Source organism: Paenibacillus sp. LRG-1, from assembly GCF_057220305.1.
Genome location: NZ_CM170126.1, coordinates 3,562,684 through 3,581,155, shown reverse-complemented (window position 1 = coordinate 3,581,155; position 18,472 = coordinate 3,562,684). Strand labels below are relative to the sequence as shown.

Sequence of the window (18,472 nt, the reverse complement as noted above, 5' to 3'; positions counted from 1 at the left end):
AATACATTAGATTGGATTGGGAGTGAGCCGATGGATCGTACTTTTTTGATGGTTAAACCGGATGGTGTACAACGTGGATTGATTGGACGTATCATCAGTCGACTGGAAGACAAAGGCTTCAAAATGACGGCTGGCAAGCTTGTGCAAGTATCTAGAGAACAGGCAGAACGGCATTATGCGGAGCATGTGGGCAAGCCTTTTTTTGAAGAGCTTGTAGGTTTTATCACATCAGGCCCTGTGTTTGCTATGGTATGGGAAGGGGATAACATCGTTACGCTTTCCCGCTTGTTGATTGGTAAAACACAAGTAACTGAAGCTCTTCCGGGCACAATTCGTGGAGACTTTGCAGCACATACACCGTTTAACCTCATTCATGGTTCAGATTCACCGGAGAGCGCAGAGCGCGAGATTGCAAATTTTTTCATGCCGGAAGAATCCATTCGGTACGAAAAAAGTGTGGCGACCTGGATGTAAGTTAAATTACGTATGAAGAAGGATGGTAGCATGACGGATATGGAACTGGGTCAGACGGACCCCGATTACACAGCGTTTATCCGCAAAATCAAGGACAGCACAGGTATTGATCTTGCACAATACAAAGAAGCACAGATGAAAAGGCGGTTAACTACGCTTCGCAACAAAAACGGGTTTCCCAGTTTTGTTTCTTTTTATGATGCCATGATGAAGGAAAAACCTCTATTCTATGAATTTCTGGATCGAATGACGATCAATGTTTCGGAATTTTGGCGAAATCCCAATCGGTGGGAAGTGCTGCGAGATACAATCTTGCCACAGCTGCTTGTGGGGAAGCAGAAGCTTAAGCTGTGGAGTGCTGCCTGCTCGACTGGTGAAGAGCCTTATAGCCTGGCTATGGTTCTCGACGGTAAAGGGATTTTGGGGAATTGTTCCATTACAGCTTCCGACATTGATGACGGTGCATTGGCAAAAGCCAAGGAAGGCAAATATTTGGAGCGTTCGCTCAAGGATGTACCTGAGCAGGTGGCTAGCAAATATTTTAAGCCGGATGGTGCGATGTATCGAATTGATGACCGTTTGAAACAAGCCGTGAAATTTCAAAAGCAAAACTTGCTGCTGGATCGGTTTGAGGATGGTTATGATCTCATTATCTGTCGAAATGTAATGATTTATTTTACAGAAGAGGCAAAACATACGTTGTATCAAAAGTTTGCAGCCAGTCTTCGTCCCGGCGGTGTGTTATTTGTCGGTAGTACAGAGCAAATCTTTTCTCCTAACCAATATGGTCTGGAATCGACGGAAACCTTTTTTTATCGCAAAAAAGCATAAGCCTGCATGTATCATCCAAAGTTTGTAGGAACTTATTTATATCCTTGAGTAATTGATGGTTGGCTTATCAGCAAAGCACGTCCTTTAGCCCCTTTGGCTAAGAGGCGTGTTTTTGTTTATCTGCATACACGTGGCTTTTCTTGTCAAAGAAAGGTGCGTATACTATAATGAAGCACAGTTAAAGATTTTAGCGATGCACAGTTTAACAGTTTAAAGGGGGAACGCGTCATGAGTTTACGTTATTTAACCGCGGGGGAAACGCATGGTCCCCAGCTAACTGCCATTGTAGAGGGTATGCCGAGCAATTTAAAATTGGATTTTGAGGAATTGAATTTTCAGCTGCACCGTCGTCAGAAAGGGTATGGACGGGGTCGGCGTATGCAGATTGAAAAAGATACGGCGAAGATTGCCGGAGGCGTACGTCACGGCTATACCACAGGTGCACCGATTGCGCTGGTTGTGGAAAATAACGATTGGAAGCACTGGCAGAACATTATGAATATTGAGCCTATTGAAGGCAGTGATGAAGACAAGCGTCGGGTTCACCGGCCACGTCCGGGTCATGCGGATTTGAATGGCGGAATGAAATACAACCTGAAGGACCTTCGTAACGTGCTGGAGCGCTCCAGTGCACGTGAAACAGCAATTCGTGTGGCATGCGGCGGTTTGGCCCGTCAATTGCTGGCTGAGTTCGGAATCAAGGTGGCAGGTCAGGTCATCCGTATTGGGGAAATCGAAGCTCCTTACCGTGATTTGCCGATTGATGAGCTGATTGCCGTGACAGAAGCCTCCTCGGTGAGAGTAACCGATCCAGAAACCGAAAAGAAAATGGAAGCATACATTGATCTGATCAAGCAAGAAGGTGATTCAGTCGGTGGGGTAGTGGAGTGTATTGTAGAAGGTGTTCCGATTGGTCTGGGCAGTCATGTACAGTATGATCGGAAACTGGATGCACGTATCGCACAAGGCGTCATGTCGATTAATGCTTTTAAAGGCGTGGAGATTGGCATCGGCTTTGAAGCAGGGGAATTGCGCGGTTCACAGGTGCATGACGAGATTCTATATGATGAGGAACGTGGATATCACCGTCGTACCAATCGTTTGGGTGGTTTTGAGGGTGGTATGACGAATGGAATGCCAGTTGTGGTTCGTGGCGTAATGAAGCCGATTCCCACACTCTACAAGCCGTTGCAAAGCGTCGACATTGATACAAAGGAAGCGTTCACCGCACAGGTTGAGCGTTCGGATGCATGTGCAGTGCCAGCGGCAAGCGTAGTCATGGAGCATGTCGTAGCTTGGGAGATTGCGAAAGCTTTGCTAGAAAAATTCGGTGGGGATTCGATTGAAGAGATTCGCGCGAATATTGCATCCTACGAAGAACAACTGGGGCGGTACTAAGATGAGTACGCTGACGGTACAACTTGGCGAACGTTCTTATCCTATTCATATCGGACGAGGGCTGTTACATCGATCCGGAGAGTTGTTGAAGGAACGAGGAATTGCGCAAAAAAGCCCGTTGTTAATTGTTTCTGACGAAAATGTAGCGGGATTCTACTTGGCAACATTGGAGAGCAATCTTCAGGCGTCTGGCTACAAGACAGTGTCCTTTGTCGTTAAGCCAGGTGAAACCTCCAAGTCGCTTGCTGTATTTGAGCAGGTCATAACAGCAGCCATTGAGGGCGGTTTGGATCGCAATTCAGCCGTTATTGCACTTGGTGGTGGTGTGGTGGGTGATTTGGCTGGATTTGTGGCAGCTTCTTATATGAGAGGTGTCAAGTTTGTACAGATCCCCACTACGATCCTTGCCCATGATAGTAGCGTGGGCGGTAAGGTCGGCATCAACCATCCTTTGGCGAAGAATATGATAGGAGCCTTCCATCAACCGGAACTTGTGTTATATGACGTAGATACGTTGTCTACCTTACCTCCTCGTGAGGTATCTGCGGGGCTTGCTGAAATGATCAAGCATGGTTTGATCTGGGATGCTGATTTCGCCCAGTGGTGCCGTGACCATGCGACTGATTTGCTTGCGCTGGATGCGACAGCTCTGGAGTACGGTCTGGAAAAGGGATGTTCCGTAAAAGCCGAAGTGGTGTCGCGCGATGAACGAGAAAATGATTTACGCGCTATTCTAAACCTAGGTCATACGATTGGTCATGCGATTGAAGCCATTGCGGGATATGGTGAGTTTTTACACGGAGAAGCCATTTCTATTGGTATGGTCGGCTCCGCACTTTTGGGCGTGAAGCTGGGGGCAGATCCTTCTTTGGTAGATGAAACGAAGGATATGTTGTCTTCGCTACGGCTACCGACCTCCCTTCCGTCACATCTCGATACAGATCGGCTGCTGGACGCGATGATGCATGACAAAAAGTTCAAAGAAGGCAGCATTACTTTTGTCGTCCCACGTAGCATCGGGCACGTGGAGGTTGTGAAGGATATTTCCGTCTCTTACATCCGACGAGTTATTGAACAGTTAAAAGAGGGGGCGTAACGATGTACAATCGGGGAATTCGTGGCGCGACGACCGTAGTGAATAATGAAGAAAACGAAATTTTGGAAGCAACATGCCAACTACTGGAGGAAATTGTATCCTACAATGAAATTCAGCCGGAGGATATTAGTAACGTATGGATTACGGTGACCCATGACCTGGATACTGCCTTTCCAGCCAAGGCCATTCGTCAGCTTGATGGCTGGGATATGGTTCCGCTCATGTGTGCATTAGAAATTCCTGTGGCAGGCAGTTTACCCAAGTGCATCCGTTTGATGGTACAGGTGAACACCGATAAATCCCAGCGGGAAATTAAACATGTATATTTGAACGGAGCACAGGCGTTAAGACCGGATCTGGCTTCCCAAGGGAAATAAGTGCCCGTTTTTAAAGTTGATGGTTGCCAAAGTAACATCCCATGAGATATAGTGTGTGTAGCAGAGTTAAGTAGAGTAGAGTTAGCCAGAGACAGAGTTGAGATGAGAAGAGTGCAGCCTTAGCCAATTCCATATGAGATTACAGAGATCGGCGGTAGCGGGTAAGCTTTTGTCTATGAAGAGATATTCTTCTACAGAGAAGCTTATTTAAGGCAACCTGTGCGGTTATACAAAAGGGATGAGTGTATACTTATCTATTTGCTGTAGTCATTTTACATATGGAGCATTCTTATAATTTCGATAACTGACAGCCTCTACCTTATCGGTAGAGGCTTTTTTATATTCTCTCCTTTGGTTCTGCGCCAATTTGGAAAGGAAGTGATCTCATGTTAACGCCGCATGTGGAGCAAGTGATAACGATGGCGAGTGAATTTAACCTGATTCCTGTGTACAAAAAAGTGCTGGCTGATATGGAGACGCCGATTCGGATTTTCCGTCGGTATGCCGAGCGGGACCGTGCCTTTCTGCTAGAGAGTGTAGAGGGAGGCGAACAGTGGGCGCGACATTCATTCATCGGTACAGACCCGTTTCTAATGGTCTCGGGTAAAAAAGGACGTTTGATATTGGAGCAACACGGTAAACGGCAAATATTAAACGACAAGCCGATTGAAGCGCTCAAAGCATTGCTTCGTAAATACCGTAGTCCGAAACTGAAAGAAATGCCTCCATTTACAGGCGGGGCTATCGGATTTTTTGGATATGACTTGCTTCAATACTATGAAAAGCTGCCAGAGCATTCGGTAGATGATTTGAATATGGATGATATTCGTTTTATGTTCTGCGATCAAGTAATTGTCTTTGATCATGTGAAACAGCAAATTTTGCTGGTCGGCAATGTTCATATAGGCGAAGGGTTTCGCGATGAGGACATTCGTGCTGCTTATGCTGATGTGGAACGCAGGTTGGAGGAAACGGCGCAGTATCTGCGCAAGCAGACCCCGCCTGAGCGATTAGGATCGGCTTCCATTCCTGATGATGTGGAACTAGGTGAGATCCAATCCAATATGACGAAGGAACAATTTATATCAAACGTAGAGCAGGCGAAGGAGTATATCCGCTCCGGTGATATTTTTCAGGTTGTACTATCCCAGCGTTTTCACATTGATACAGAGGCCTCTCCTTTACAGGTATACCGCGTGCTGCGCACGATGAACCCGTCGCCATATATGTATTATTTGAAAATGGATGACGAGATCATCGTAGGTACCTCGCCTGAGGCACTCGTCAAGGTGGAAAACGGCCGGGTAGAAACCCGTCCTATTGCAGGAACGAGACCGCGTGGGGTAACGGAGACAGAAGATGCGGCACTTGCTGAAGAACTGTTAAACGATGAAAAAGAGCGTGCAGAACATCTGATGCTGGTCGATTTGGGAAGAAATGATTTGGGCCGTGTATCACAGTTTGGCACAGTCAAATGCGATACGTTTATGGAAATTGAACGCTATTCCCATGTCATGCACATTGTTTCCAATGTGTCAGGTGAGCTACGTGAGGACAAAGATTTCTTCGATGCCTTCCTGTCTTGTCTGCCAGCTGGCACTGTATCGGGGGCTCCGAAGCTACGGGCCATGGAGATTATTGCTGAGTTGGAGCGGGAAGCACGCGGACCCTATGCAGGGGCGATTGGATATTTGGGCTTCTCGGGCAATATGGACGCTTGCATTACGATTCGCACGATTGTGTTTAAAAAGAACCGGGCCTATGTCCAGGCAGGCGCTGGAATTGTGTGGGACTCGGTTCCGGAAAGCGAGTATCAGGAGACGGTAAACAAAGCAAAGGCATTGCTGAAGGCAATCCGCACGGCAGAAGTGATGTTCCCGGCAACGACACAGCCCTATAACAGCGTCATCAACCAGGATTATTTGTATACTCCGTAACACACAAAAATCTGATTTTGAGGAGGAGACGACAATGGAACGACATGACATGATGCAAGTGGGGTTAAGCCGGATCATTGAGGGACAGCATCTTTCGCGTACGGAGGCCCGTAGCGTAATGGAACAGATTATGAGTGGAAGTGCTACACAGGCGCAAATTGGCGGGCTGCTGACGGCTCTTCGCCTCAAAGGGGAAACGGTAGATGAAATCACTGGTTTTGCCGAGGCTATGCGTAGCTACGCTAGTCCAGTGCAAGCTGAAGAAGGTAGTGGTCGTTTGCTGGACACATGTGGCACTGGAGGTTCGGGTATTCACAAGTTTAATATTTCCACGATATCCGCGATCATCGCAGCTTCGGTGTCAGTGCGGGTAGCAAAGCATGGCAATCGTTCTGCAAGTGGCCGTGCTGGGAGCGCTGATGTCCTGGAGGCATTGGGAGTCAACATTCATTTGACGAGTGATCAGGCTAGGTCATGTCTGGACCGAATCGGCATCTGCTTTTTATTCGCGCAGCTGTATCATCCGTCTATGAAGCATGCCGCCGCGCCGCGTCGCGAGCTGGGTGTACGGACGGTATTTAATATGCTTGGTCCATTGACGAATCCGGCTGGTGCGGATCGGCAGCTGTTGGGCATTTATGACGCCAACAAAACGGAAGTCATTGCCGAGGTATTGAACCAGCTCGGCTCCAAACGGGCCATGGTTGTCAGTAGTCTGGATGGGCTAGATGAAATTAGTATTTCAGCTGCGACACGAGTATCCGAGCTGAAGGACGGCAAGGTTCGCACGTTCGAGCTTCATCCGTCGGATCTGGGCTTGCAGACGCATTCTCTCGATCAGGTGCTGGGTGGCGACGCACAGGTTAACGCAGATATCATACGACGAATTTTGAACGGAGAGCATGGAGCTTATCGGGATGTTGTGCTAGCGAATGCAGGAGCGTGCATTTATGTATCAGGGGCAGCAGACACCTTGACGGACGGAGTAGCACGAGCGGCAGAAGCCATTGACTCGGGACTGGCACTCTCCAAGCTGGATCAATTAATACAGGCAACGGGGGAATATCAATATGTATCTTGATAAAATTGTGGTGACGAAGCGACAAGAAGTGGAGCAGCTTAAGAAGCATTTTCAAATAAGTGAAGCTGAACGATTAATTGCTGATTTACCTGCGACGAGAGGATTCGAAAATGCGATCGCGAGCGGACGCAACCGTCCGCTCGGACTGATTGCTGAGGTGAAGAAGGCTTCCCCATCCAAAGGGTTGATTCGACCGGATTTCCATCCTGTGGACATTGCACGTGCATATGAGGGAGCAGGAGCGGATTGCATTTCTGTACTGACAGATGTGACGTATTTTCAGGGGAGCCCTAAATATTTACAGCAAATTCGCGATCAGGTGAAGATTCCGCTGCTGCGAAAGGATTTTATCATTGATGAACGGCAAATATATGAAGCTCGTCTGCTGGGAGCGGATGCGGTGCTGTTGATTGCCGCTATCCTGGAACCGCGTGTATTAGGGTCCTTTTTACAGATCGCCAAGGACCTCGGGCTGGACGCATTGGTAGAGGTGCATGACAGCGAGGAGCTTAAAGCGGTGCTGGAGCTGGGGACAGCAACCTTGATTGGTGTAAATAACCGAAATCTGCGGACATTCGAGACTCGTCTCCAGACGACAGAGGAGCTGATCTCACTAATTCCTAAAGGGATTACGTTCATCAGTGAGAGCGGAATTGCGGGACCGGAAGATGTTAAGTATCTGCATTCGGTAGGTGCACACGGTATCCTGGTGGGGGAGCATCTGATGCGCAAGGAAGATGTAGGACAGGCTGTAGCCGAATTGATGGACGGGGTTAAAGCATGAACAAAACGGGCATAAAAATTTGTGGACTTCAAAGCGTTGAAGTGCTAAAATCTATGGTAAACTTACCGGTCGATTATATAGGTTTTGTGTTTGCCAACAGCAAGCGCCGGATTGACGGCGTACAGGCTGGAGTGCTGCTTCGCGTATTGGATGAATGGACCTCAGGCAGCAGACCGCGCAGCGTGGGTGTATTTGTGAACCCTGGTGATGCACTGTTAAATGATGTGATGGAGAAAGCACCCTTGGATGTCATACAGCTGCATGGGCAGGAAAGTCCGCAGCGCTGTCGGGAGATCAGGGAGCGTTTTGGTATACAGGTATTCAAGGCATGGTCTGTGGACAGTCAAGGGCAGCTAGAACGCTCGGCGGACGAATTGGATGCCTATGTCGGGGCAATTGACGCTTTACTGCTGGATACATACGATCCCCTGTATGGTGGCGGCTCCGGAAAAACGTTTGCGTGGGATCGAATTCCTGCCTATCAGGCTTGGACTCATCAACATGGAATTCCTTTGTTTGTAGCCGGCGGGCTGACTGCCGATAATGCGGAAAAGCTAGTTCATGAGTATCATCCCGATGGGCTGGATGTATCCAGCGGTGTAGAGACGAACGGAGTCAAGGACATTGCAAAAATCACAGCATTCGTAGAAAGGGTGAAGCAGGCATGACACAATTACCTGATAACAACGGACGTTTTGGAACATTTGGAGGACGTTTTGTACCGGAAACGTTGATGAACGCACTGATTGAATTGGAGGAATCCTACCGTAAGTACGCGGATGATCCCGAGTTTAAAGCAGAGTTGAACGGGCTCCTAAAGGACTATTCTGGTCGGGAAACGCCGCTTTATCATGCGGAGCGTCTGAGTCAGCATTTGGGCGGGGCTAAAATTTACTTGAAGCGCGAAGATTTAAATCATACCGGTGCCCACAAAATCAATAATGCATTAGCTCAGGGTTTGTTGGCGAAGCGTATGGGTAAACAGAAGGTCATTGCTGAGACAGGCGCAGGACAGCATGGTGTCGCGACAGCGACTGTGGCTGCGTTGCTCGGATTGGAATGCAAGGTGTTTATGGGCGAAGAGGATACTGTGCGCCAGCAGCTGAACGTCTTTCGGATGCAGCTTTTGGGTGCAGAGGTCATTCCGGTGACATCGGGTACACGTACACTTAAGGATGCCGGGAATGAAGCTTTGCGTTACTGGGTCAGCCATGTCCATGATACGTTCTATATTTTGGGTTCAGCTGTCGGCCCGCATCCGTATCCGATGATGGTGCGGGACTTCCAACGTGTGATTGGTGATGAAACACGTCGCCAGATCCTAGAGAAGGAAGGCAGACTTCCGGATGTCATCGTGGCAGCGATCGGTGGCGGAAGCAATGCCATCGGCATGTTTTATCCTTTTATTGAGGATCAGGGCGTCGCTTTGATTGGCGTGGAGGCCGCTGGAAAAGGTGTCGAAACGGAATTCCATGCAGCTACAATGACCAAGGGAACACAAGGGGTCTTCCAAGGATCTATGAGTTATCTGCTTCAGGATGAGTACGGACAAGTGCAGCCTGCGCATTCCATCTCGGCTGGACTGGATTATCCAGGTGTTGGACCGGAGCATTCATACCTGAAAGATATTGAGCGGGCCAAGTATGTTCCGATTACCGATCAGGAAGCGCTGGATGCGCTTCAGCTTCTCTGCCGTACCGAAGGAATACTTCCTGCATTAGAGTCGGCACATGCAGTTGCACAGGTCGTCAAGCTGGCACCTACGTTGACGGCAGATGATATTATCGTCATATGTTTGTCTGGACGCGGGGATAAAGATGTGGACTCCATTATCAAGTATTTGGGAGGAAATCCGTCATGAATTTAATTGATCAGGCGTTTGGTCGCCTTAAAAATGAAGGCAAAACGGCATTAATTCCTTTTCTGACGGTAGGCGACCCGGATGTGGATACTACAATAGAGATCATTAGGCAGTTAGAGTCGGCCGGAGCTGACATATTGGAACTGGGTGTACCCTATTCCGACCCACTGGCTGACGGTCCTGTAATTCAGCGCGCGTCTGAGCGTGCACTGAAACGGCAAATTTCCATCCGCACGTGCATGGAGACAGCTTCTCTGGCTAGGGCGGCAGGTTCAAGCCTGCCTTTTATTCTGTTCACGTATTATAACCCTGTATTACAGATGGGTATGGATGCTTTCTTTGCAGGCTTGCAGGAGCACGGTATCAGTGGTCTGATTATTCCGGACCTTCCGCTTGAGGAAGCGGAGGAACTGGGAGGACGGGCAGCAGAGGTGGGTGTGCATCTGATTCCTCTGGTGGCTCCAACTTCTGAACAGCGGATCGAGCGAATTGTCCGTCAGGCCAGAGGATTTGTATACTGTGTATCCTCGCTGGGTGTAACCGGGGAAAGAGCTTCCTTTTTTGAAGGTATAGAGGGCTTTATCGCGCAGGTCAAACGGCATACGGATATTCCGGTAGCGGTCGGCTTTGGGATCTCTACTCAAGAGCAGGTAGCCCGGTTTTCAAACATTTGCGATGGAGTTGTGGTCGGCAGTGCTATTGTACGTCAGGTGGAAGAAGCCATTCCATTGCTGAATGATTCTGCGCGCAGGCAAGAAGGTCTTTTGCAAATTCATAATTTTGTGGCACAATTAAAGCAGTAATGGCTGTTAAAATAGAAAGTAATAAATATGTTCTGATTGGATAGAGGAGGTAGGGGCATGCAACCTAAACCGCATATTGTACATTTGCCAGTATATCAGCCCGGTAAACCGATTGAAGACGTAAAACGTGAGCTGGGACTCGATGAAGTCATCAAGCTCGCCTCGAACGAGAATCCGTATGGTAGCTCTCCCAAAGTGTTGCAGGCCATTCAGCAGGAGTTTGCTAACATTAGTGTATATCCTGACGGAAGTGCCGTAGCTTTGACACAGGCACTAGCTAAACGGACGGGTTTAAAAGAGGAACAGTTTATCTATGGCTGCGGATCTGACGAAATAATTGCGTTGATTACGCGTGCTTTTCTCCTTCCCGGGGAAGAAAGCATTATGGCCGATCAGACATTTTCCGTATACAAAAGTAACGTAGAAATTGAGGGAGCGGTTGCAGTTGAGGTGCCTTTGCGTGACGGCGTACATGATCTGGATGCTATGCTGTCCCACATCAATGACCGTACGAAAATTATTTGGATCTGTAATCCAAATAACCCGACGGGCACGATTGTACCCGAAGCAGAGCTGATTGCGTTTTTGGACCAAGTACCAAAGCATATCATGGTTGTACTGGATGAAGCCTACGCCGAGTTTGTGACGGATCGCTCGTATCCCGACGGCATTCGTTTGTTGCCAGCGTATGAAAACCTGGTTGTACTACGCACCTTCTCCAAAATCTATGGGCTTGCTTCGCTGCGCATTGGTTATGGTATGGGAGCTGAGTCAATCATTCGCTTGATAAATCAGGTTCGTGAACCGTTTAATACATCACGGGTAGCACAGGCTGCGGCCATTGCTGCCTTGGAAGATCAGGAATTTGTTCAAGAATGCCGGGATCGTAATGCGGAGGGCAGAGCTTATTTGCAAAATGAGCTGAAGCGTCTGGGACTGGAGTCTTTCCCGGCACATGGTAATTTTATTATGCTGGATGTACGTCGTCCATCCGGTGAAGTATTCCAGGAGTTGCTTCGTAAAGGTGTGATTATTCGCGCAGGTCATCACAAATATCCGACATATATTAGGGTGTCGGTTGGATCACAGCCGCAAAATGAGTTGTTTATTCGTGCGCTGGAACAGGTCCTGGGGGCGGAAGCGGCGAAAGTACGCCTATAATTTCCGCAGATGGGATTTGATAATTGATGAAGATTGCCATTTTCGGCGTGGGACTGATTGGTGGGTCCCTCGCACTTTGTTTTAAAGGGAAGCCGAATATTACTGTTGTCGGCCATGCTCATCTCCCTGAACTGATGGAACCGATGTTAAGCCGTGGTGTCGTGGACACCGCGACTCTCTCGGTTGAAGAAGCGGCAGCGGATGCCGATTTTATTTTTTTATGCGTACCTGTGGGCTTACTGGAGCATTATCTCGAACTGTTAAGCAAGTTACCGCTTAAAGCGGGTTGTATTATCACTGATGTAGGCAGCACGAAATCGGCAATTGCCAAGAAAGCATCAGAAATTTCTTTGCGCAACGCTTACTTTATCGGTGGTCATCCAATGGCCGGTTCAGAGCGTTCCGGTGTAAAGGCTGCTTCCGCGTTGCTGTTTGAAAACGCATATTATGTGCTTTCCCCGGCAGAGGGTGTGCCAGAGGAAGCATACAGTTCACTGGAACGTTTGTTAAAATATACTAGTGCTCATGTTGTGCGTGTCCAACCTGATATGCACGATGACATTGTCGGCGCGATTAGCCATCTTCCGCACATTATTGCAGCGGCGCTGGTGAATCAGGTGCGAAAGCACAATGATGAAAATCCGTTGTACCGTACATTGGCTGCCGGTGGGTTCCGTGATATTACACGGATAGCCTCTAGTGATCCGGTTGTGTGGCGGGACATCTTACTGAGCAATCGTGAAGTTTTACTAGGTCTGTTGGAAGAATGGAACGGACAGATTGAGCGTTTTACCCATTTACTGAGAATACAAGACGGTGAGGGAATAGCTGACGAGTTTTTGACAGCTGGGCACTTCCGCAGTGAACTGCCAGAGCGTCGCAAAGGAGTCATCGTCTCCACGTTTGATCTGTATATTGATGTACCGGATACCCCAGGGATTATCGGGCGAATTGCTATGGAACTCGGTAATCACAGCATTAATCTGAGCAATATGCAAATCATTGAAAGCCGGGAGGATGTCCCAGGCATCATGCGGCTTTCCTTCCGTCAAGAGCAGGATTGGGAGCGTGCTAAGACTCTGCTGGATTCGATGGGCTATAAAGTGGTGGTTTAGAAAGGAAAGTGTGTGTTGTGTAAGGAGGCCGCTTCGCGATTCATTTAATCTTACGATCGCTGTTGCCGCCGGATTTTTTTCGATCAGATTCTTTAATGGGAAAATCCGGTGGCAAAGGCGAACGCTCCGCTTCTCCAGATTCAAATGAACCTCTGCGCTACTGACCGCCTATAAAGCAACACGCACTTTCTGGGAGTGAAGTAGTAGAAAAGATTTAGAGCGGACGAAGGTTTCTTCGTCCGCTTTTTTTAAAGCTCCTTTTTTTGAATAAAAAAAAGACCACCCGGGTAAAGCCCCGGGTGGTAGCTACTTTTAGTGAAGTAGCTGAGTAGGATAGGAGTGGAGAGAAACCATACTGTACTTTTATTATATGTATACGTTTTCATTTTGTCAATAATTTTTTAAAGCGTTTTCTTTTTGTGTATTTATCCTTATTGGTGCATTTGAATAGAACACTTTCAATCGGTTAGTCATTTAATCTTGAAAAAATTTAAAATCCATTGAAAAGCTGTATAAATGAATTAGTTGCCAGCGTTAGGGAGGCATTGATGGAAATCGTGGGGATTTTGGACTTTTTTACTGGCGGTCATTTTGTGGTACAATGGGTAAGTCCATTTTGGATGTTGAATATTGTTGGGGATAGCACCGTTAATGTTGGCACTACATAGGGTAAGAAAATAACAAATGTTCCATGATGCTGTTTCATCCATTTGCGCAGAGGGCGCAACTTTTTTTGACCTGTTCGGTATATATAGACAGAATCGTACGGGAAAACAGCACATGTATGGGCGAGGAGGGTCTCACTCGGATGATGACAGATTCCCAGATGATTCAGGAAATCAAACAAGGTAATGTTGAGGTTTATTCAGAATTAATGAGGCGGCACCAACGTAAAATTTTAGCTTTTGTTTATCATATGCTGAAAAGTTCGAACCTGGAAATGATTGCTGAGGACTTATGCTCAGAAACGTTTTATAAAGCGTATCGGAGCCTGCACTCTTTTCGCGAGGTAGACGCATCGTTCTCCACTTGGTTATATACAATTGCACGCAATACGGTGCTAAGTGAGCTTCGCAAGCACCGTAGCGGTCAGGTTCCATTGGAGGAGAGCGGTTATGTACCGGTAGCTCCATCGGATGTAATTCCGGAGCAGGCCGTCCTTCGCGGTGAGAAGGTAGAGATGGTTCGTGAAGCGATCAATAAATTGCCTGAGAAGCAGCGATCTGCGCTGATTTTGCGTGAATATGAGCAATTAGATTATCAGGAGATTGCGACTATTTTAGGACAGACGGTCAGTGCGGTGAAGTCATTGCTTTTCCGGGCAAGAACCAGTGTGAAGACGCAGTTGGAGCCTTATTTTTTTGAGCCTCTCTATGAGGAAAACGAAGGGATGAGCAGCCAATGAAATCCAGGGACACTGAGGATTTGTTCGCTACAGGCAAAAATGTATCGAAACAAGACTCGGAGCGCAGACGGGCCAAAAGCTCGTCTGCTGGGTGGGAGCATGGTTCGGAAGAAAAAGAGTGGGATTTGTCAAAAGAAAATCGATCCGCCATTCGTGATATTTCCTTTGAAATAACAGATGATAAGCTAGAGGCAATGAATCGCAGGGTCATGGATCGAATTTATGAAGAATCACCGTGGCTTGTTCCGGGCGAGCATCGACGTGCGCGTGTGAACCCAGCAGCCCGTAAGTATATGTCTGTATGGATCGCCGGCTTCTTGGCCGTATTTTTATGCAGCTTTTTGTTTTTGAACTGGAATGGAAGCTCCTCTCAGGAAAATCCCCCTCAAGCAGCTCCTGTCATGGACACTGGTATTTTACCGACAGGCCTGTTGGAAACTACAAGTACATCTCCACAATATCAATACCACATTAAAGATGTGAATAGTGGCATTATGGACCCGCTGGTTGCTAGCATTGTTCCTACTTATCCGCAATACTGGATGCTGTTGTCTGTATTGGCACTTGCGCTTGCTTTATTTTCTCTGGGCTGGATCCATCGGGCGAGAAGGGTCAGAAATTAGCAGGACAGCTAGTCCAATATGAATTCATAACAATGACTGAATAACAAAACAGCGGAGGAAACGACACGATGCTTATTGGCTTGATCAGACATGGATTGACGGATTGGAATGCGGTAGGGAAAATCCAGGGCCACAGTGATATTCCGTTGAATGAGGAAGGGCGCCGACAGGCACGCTTGCTAGCAGAACGATTAAAGGAAGAGCCTTATCATTGGGACGGGCTTATTACAAGTAGTCTCTCCAGAGCGAAAGAGACTGGGGAGATTATTGCTTCTGCTCTGCATCTCCCGTTGTTAGAGCCTGATGATCGACTAAGAGAACGTGCTTATGGTCAGGTCGAGGGCATGACACAGGCCGAGCGTGAAGAGAAGTGGGGAGTCGACTGGCATCTGCTGGATCTAGGGCAGGAAAGCGATGCGGATCTTCAGCTTCGTGGGCTAGCTTTTATGGAGGCCATCTGGACGGGAAATCGGGACAAGAATCTGCTGGTCGTTTCCCACGGCGGTTTTTTGGCTAATTTGTATAAGGCTCTGTATCAGGAAAAATTCACGGAACGAATCGGCAATTTGTCACTTAGTGTACTCCAGCGTGAGGATATGGATTGGGCACCACTTTTGTATAACTGCACGAAGCATTTGCAAGAGAAAAGTGACTGTAACTCAAAAAGTTAGTAAAAGACCATGGCTTCTACTCATTGTAGGAGTCGTGGTCTTTTTTATTTTTTAATTATAGCTTTGCAAAAAAAGAGGTTTAGAGTCTGAACAATCCGTCAAAGCTGTGGGTACAACAGGTAAGAATCAATTCCGGATGACAGTCCAGTGACGAGGCGATGGAACAATGAATCTGGCGGATATGCTGACATTTGCGGATATTGTGCATTTGAACAGAATCGCGGTGTATTACGATTGTGACTGTAAACCTAATTCCAAGCATGAGTTGATCCAGGGGATTTTGACGAAGCTCGGCAGCAGTAGTTTTTTTGAGACGCAGGTCAAGGAGCTGAGGTTGTCAGAGGTAAGGTTTTTGAACGCGCTGCTGTTCGATGACCGACCGTATTTCAGCATGGAGGAATTGGTTGCAATAGCCAAACAGTCTGTTGAGGAGGACGAAAGTCCTGGTGAGCGGCCAAGGGATATTGTGACCCGTCTGCGTTCTAGTGGCTGGTTGTTCAATGGTTCGACGCACAATACGAGGTATTTGTTCCAAATTCCGTTGGATATGAAGGAGCGCTTTCGACGTGTTATGGTACATGACTTCCAAAGCGGAATGACACGGGTGAGCGAACCGTCGTCGTACCGGGATGAAGGGCATCTGCTGGCAGAGGATTTACGGCTTTTCCTTCAATACATGGGGCAGCATGAGGTTCCGCTAAATCCCGAGGGAGCTTGGTATCGTCGCAATCAGCAGCAGCTGATGGAGCATTTGCACATTGCGGAGCCGCTTTTGGGTAAGGGAGGATGGCGTTTCGGGTATGGCTCCTCTTTTAAGTTTTATCCAGACCGAATGGCACTACTGTATGATTATGCCCGTCACTCCAAGTACATTGAGGAGAAAGGGGACCAAGTTGTGCTGACGACAAAGGGAGAAGCGCATCAGGAGCATACAATTGAGCAGGAAATGATACAGCTATTCAGGTTTTGGTTAAGATTGTATAAAGGAGCCGTTCCTAATTTGCTCTCTCTAGTCTACTGGATTGGAGAATGTGCCAGGCCTTGGACGTCCTCAGAGTCGCTTTTTGTACATATCGGCCCACTGATTCGACCGTTTTACTATGATACGCCCCGTTCGGTCTTTGATCAGAGGATTATACGAATGATGCTTCACTTGGGTATGCTTCGTCAGGGTGATCATTCGACAGGACCATCTGTACAGATGACGGCCTGGGGGCTGAAGTTGGCGGGAGAGTGCCGCATTGGGCGGAACGACTCGGGTATACGGCTCCATTGACAAGCAGCACACATGTTGATAGAATTTCACCCAAAATGAGAGGGTGAAGTTGATGCTGATTCACTATAACGGAAACATGCCACAGCTCCATTCATCTGTCTATGTGGCAGAAGGAGCAAAAATTGTCGGAAAAGTAACGATCGGTCAAGATTCCTCTGTATGGTTTAATGCCGTACTGCGCGGAGATATGGCGCCTATCATCATCGGTGAACGCTGCAATATTCAGGACGGTGTCGTGGGACATGTGAACACGGATCAGCCCCTGTTGCTGGCGGATGACATTTCGGTAGGTCATGCTGCAATAATCCACGGTTGTACGGTAGGCAAAGGCACTTTAATCGGTATGGGGGCCATTGTACTCAACGGAGCGGAGCTTGGTGAATATGCTTTAATAGGAGCAGGGTCGGTCGTTACGGAAAATACCAAAATACCACCCTATACTCTTTCTCTCGGTACACCTGCCAAAGTGGTGCGCGAATTGACAGATGCAGATTTGCAGCGGATGTCACGAACGGCACTCAGCTATGTGGCGAAAGGAAAAGAATATAGGATCTCTTAAACTCATGTTGGAGGTGCATCCTATGGATAAAATGAAGGTTACTTATGAAGTAATGTTGGGCCTGTCTGCTGAGATGGTTTTGGACGAGGCATTACGTAAACACCGGAGTGAAAAACTCTACAAGGATATTGATGAGGCGCTAGCCTCCGGAGATGAAGTAGCTTTTCGTCATCTTACGGATGAGCTGAAAGCAATGAGTTAGAACAATTTTAGGAACCCTAAGTTGGATTTCAGACAAATCGTTAGTTCGAGATTATAATCATCAAACCTGACTGTAGCGGCGGTCAGGTTTTTTTGATACGCTTGGATATGATATAGTCTTTGTAGGATGGAGCCTGTACAAGGTAACTGTCGTATGAACGGAGGATGAAGGACGTGTCGTTATCTTATTTGTGGAGCCGGTCGTTCTTGACGAGCCGGCCTTTTTTGTGGCTGCTGTTCTGGTGTAATTTGGTGGGAACAGTGTATGGGTACATATGGTATGGGGGGCAGTTGGAATATACACTAAATTATCACCCGTTGTGGCAGATTGTATTTGTGCCTGATAGTCCGACGGCGAGTCTGTTTTTTACGATCTCTATAGCATTTTTGCTCTATTCTCCGCGTCTCAAGAGCTTGAAGGTCATTCGGCAGATCATGGAGGCGTTGGCTGTTGTCACGAGTGTAAAATATGGCATCTGGGCTTCAGCTATTATTTTTTGGGGAGTCGCGCAGGGGGGACATATGATATGGCAGGATTGGATGCTGGTGGCATCTCACACGGCAATGGCGGTCGAAGCGTTACTGTTCGTGCGTTTTTTCACCTGCAAATGGACTGTTTTATGCCTAGCTGCACTCTGGACATTGTTAAATGATACGATGGATTATACATTTGGCATATATCCGTATCTTCCGAAGACGCTAACGGATGATGTACCGCAAGTGCGTGCTTTTACCTATATGCTGACCCTTGTCAGTATCATAGCGACATGGCTTGCCATGTTTGGGCGCAATCGAAAGGGAGTAGAAGTGGAGAAATAG

General features: G+C 47.7%; 20 protein-coding genes. All 20 read left to right on the top strand.

Annotation, left to right across the window (positions count from 1 at the left end; genetic code table 11):
* Positions 1-30: 30 nt before the first annotated feature.
* The 20 genes from ndk to ACUUJN_RS15770 all read left to right on the top strand — a co-directional run bounded on the left by ndk (position 31) and on the right by ACUUJN_RS15770 (position 18,472).
* On the top strand, positions 31-474 hold the full coding sequence (ndk, locus tag ACUUJN_RS15865; protein WP_023989170.1) for a nucleoside-diphosphate kinase: 444 nt from the start codon (positions 31-33) through the stop codon (positions 472-474).
* Between the two features lie 30 nt (positions 475-504).
* Entirely contained in the window at positions 505-1,305 is an 801-nt protein-coding gene (locus ACUUJN_RS15860; protein ID WP_023989169.1) for a CheR family methyltransferase, read from the top strand.
* 228 nt (positions 1,306-1,533) lie between these two features.
* Positions 1,534-2,703, top strand: coding sequence for a chorismate synthase (aroC, locus tag ACUUJN_RS15855; RefSeq protein ID WP_028540638.1), 1,170 nt, complete (start codon positions 1,534-1,536; stop codon positions 2,701-2,703).
* 1 nt (position 2,704) lies between these two features.
* Complete coding sequence (aroB, locus tag ACUUJN_RS15850; RefSeq protein WP_254347448.1) at positions 2,705-3,799, top strand: 3-dehydroquinate synthase; 1,095 nt, start codon at positions 2,705-2,707, stop codon at positions 3,797-3,799.
* Between the two features lie 2 nt (positions 3,800-3,801).
* Entirely contained in the window at positions 3,802-4,176 is a 375-nt protein-coding gene (gene aroH / locus ACUUJN_RS15845; protein WP_013310718.1) for a chorismate mutase, read from the top strand.
* Positions 4,177-4,562: 386 nt separating this feature from the next.
* Complete coding sequence (gene trpE / locus ACUUJN_RS15840; protein ID WP_028540639.1) at positions 4,563-6,113, top strand: anthranilate synthase component I; 1,551 nt, start codon at positions 4,563-4,565, stop codon at positions 6,111-6,113.
* A 34-nt stretch (positions 6,114-6,147) separates the two neighbouring features.
* Positions 6,148-7,194 (top strand): anthranilate phosphoribosyltransferase, encoded by a 1,047-nt coding sequence (gene trpD, locus ACUUJN_RS15835; RefSeq protein ID WP_075154393.1) that lies wholly within the window; start codon positions 6,148-6,150, stop codon positions 7,192-7,194.
* On the top strand, positions 7,184-7,978 hold the full coding sequence (trpC, locus tag ACUUJN_RS15830) for an indole-3-glycerol phosphate synthase TrpC (RefSeq protein WP_069079970.1): 795 nt from the start codon (positions 7,184-7,186) through the stop codon (positions 7,976-7,978). The genes trpD and trpC overlap by 11 nt, the downstream gene beginning before the upstream one ends.
* Complete coding sequence (locus tag ACUUJN_RS15825) at positions 7,975-8,646, top strand: phosphoribosylanthranilate isomerase (protein WP_338532514.1); 672 nt, start codon at positions 7,975-7,977, stop codon at positions 8,644-8,646. The genes trpC and ACUUJN_RS15825 overlap by 4 nt, the downstream gene beginning before the upstream one ends.
* A complete protein-coding gene (gene trpB, locus ACUUJN_RS15820) occupies positions 8,643-9,839 on the top strand; it encodes a tryptophan synthase subunit beta (protein WP_013310713.1) in 1,197 nt (398 codons plus the stop codon). The genes ACUUJN_RS15825 and trpB overlap by 4 nt, the downstream gene beginning before the upstream one ends.
* Positions 9,836-10,642 carry a tryptophan synthase subunit alpha gene (trpA, locus tag ACUUJN_RS15815; RefSeq protein ID WP_023989161.1) on the top strand — a complete coding sequence of 269 codons (807 nt, stop codon included), beginning with the start codon at positions 9,836-9,838 and terminating at the stop codon, positions 10,640-10,642. The genes trpB and trpA overlap by 4 nt, the downstream gene beginning before the upstream one ends.
* Before the next feature lie 57 nt (positions 10,643-10,699).
* The gene (gene hisC / locus ACUUJN_RS15810; protein WP_023989160.1) at positions 10,700-11,803 is read left to right on the top strand and encodes a histidinol-phosphate transaminase; all 1,104 of its coding nucleotides are present in this window, start codon (positions 10,700-10,702) and stop codon (positions 11,801-11,803) included.
* Between the two features lie 26 nt (positions 11,804-11,829).
* Positions 11,830-12,918 carry a prephenate dehydrogenase gene (locus tag ACUUJN_RS15805; RefSeq protein WP_068941606.1) on the top strand — a complete coding sequence of 363 codons (1,089 nt, stop codon included), beginning with the start codon at positions 11,830-11,832 and terminating at the stop codon, positions 12,916-12,918.
* Between the two features lie 808 nt (positions 12,919-13,726).
* On the top strand, positions 13,727-14,323 hold the full coding sequence (locus ACUUJN_RS15800) for an RNA polymerase sigma factor (RefSeq protein ID WP_179086207.1): 597 nt from the start codon (positions 13,727-13,729) through the stop codon (positions 14,321-14,323).
* On the top strand, positions 14,320-14,946 hold the full coding sequence (locus tag ACUUJN_RS15795; RefSeq protein ID WP_025723085.1) for a hypothetical protein: 627 nt from the start codon (positions 14,320-14,322) through the stop codon (positions 14,944-14,946). The genes ACUUJN_RS15800 and ACUUJN_RS15795 overlap by 4 nt, the downstream gene beginning before the upstream one ends.
* 68 nt (positions 14,947-15,014) lie before the next feature.
* Positions 15,015-15,617: a histidine phosphatase family protein gene (locus ACUUJN_RS15790; protein WP_023989155.1), complete on the top strand. Its 603-nt coding sequence runs from the start codon at positions 15,015-15,017 to the stop codon at positions 15,615-15,617.
* A 166-nt stretch (positions 15,618-15,783) separates the two neighbouring features.
* A complete protein-coding gene (locus tag ACUUJN_RS15785) occupies positions 15,784-16,893 on the top strand; it encodes a hypothetical protein (RefSeq protein ID WP_068941609.1) in 1,110 nt (369 codons plus the stop codon).
* A 52-nt stretch (positions 16,894-16,945) separates the two neighbouring features.
* Positions 16,946-17,452 carry a gamma carbonic anhydrase family protein gene (locus tag ACUUJN_RS15780; RefSeq protein ID WP_025723088.1) on the top strand — a complete coding sequence of 169 codons (507 nt, stop codon included), beginning with the start codon at positions 16,946-16,948 and terminating at the stop codon, positions 17,450-17,452.
* Positions 17,453-17,474: 22 nt separating this feature from the next.
* Positions 17,475-17,654: an IDEAL domain-containing protein gene (locus ACUUJN_RS15775; RefSeq protein WP_013371655.1), complete on the top strand. Its 180-nt coding sequence runs from the start codon at positions 17,475-17,477 to the stop codon at positions 17,652-17,654.
* 173 nt (positions 17,655-17,827) lie between these two features.
* Positions 17,828-18,472, top strand: coding sequence for a DUF1405 domain-containing protein (locus ACUUJN_RS15770; protein WP_484668700.1), 645 nt, complete (start codon positions 17,828-17,830; stop codon positions 18,470-18,472).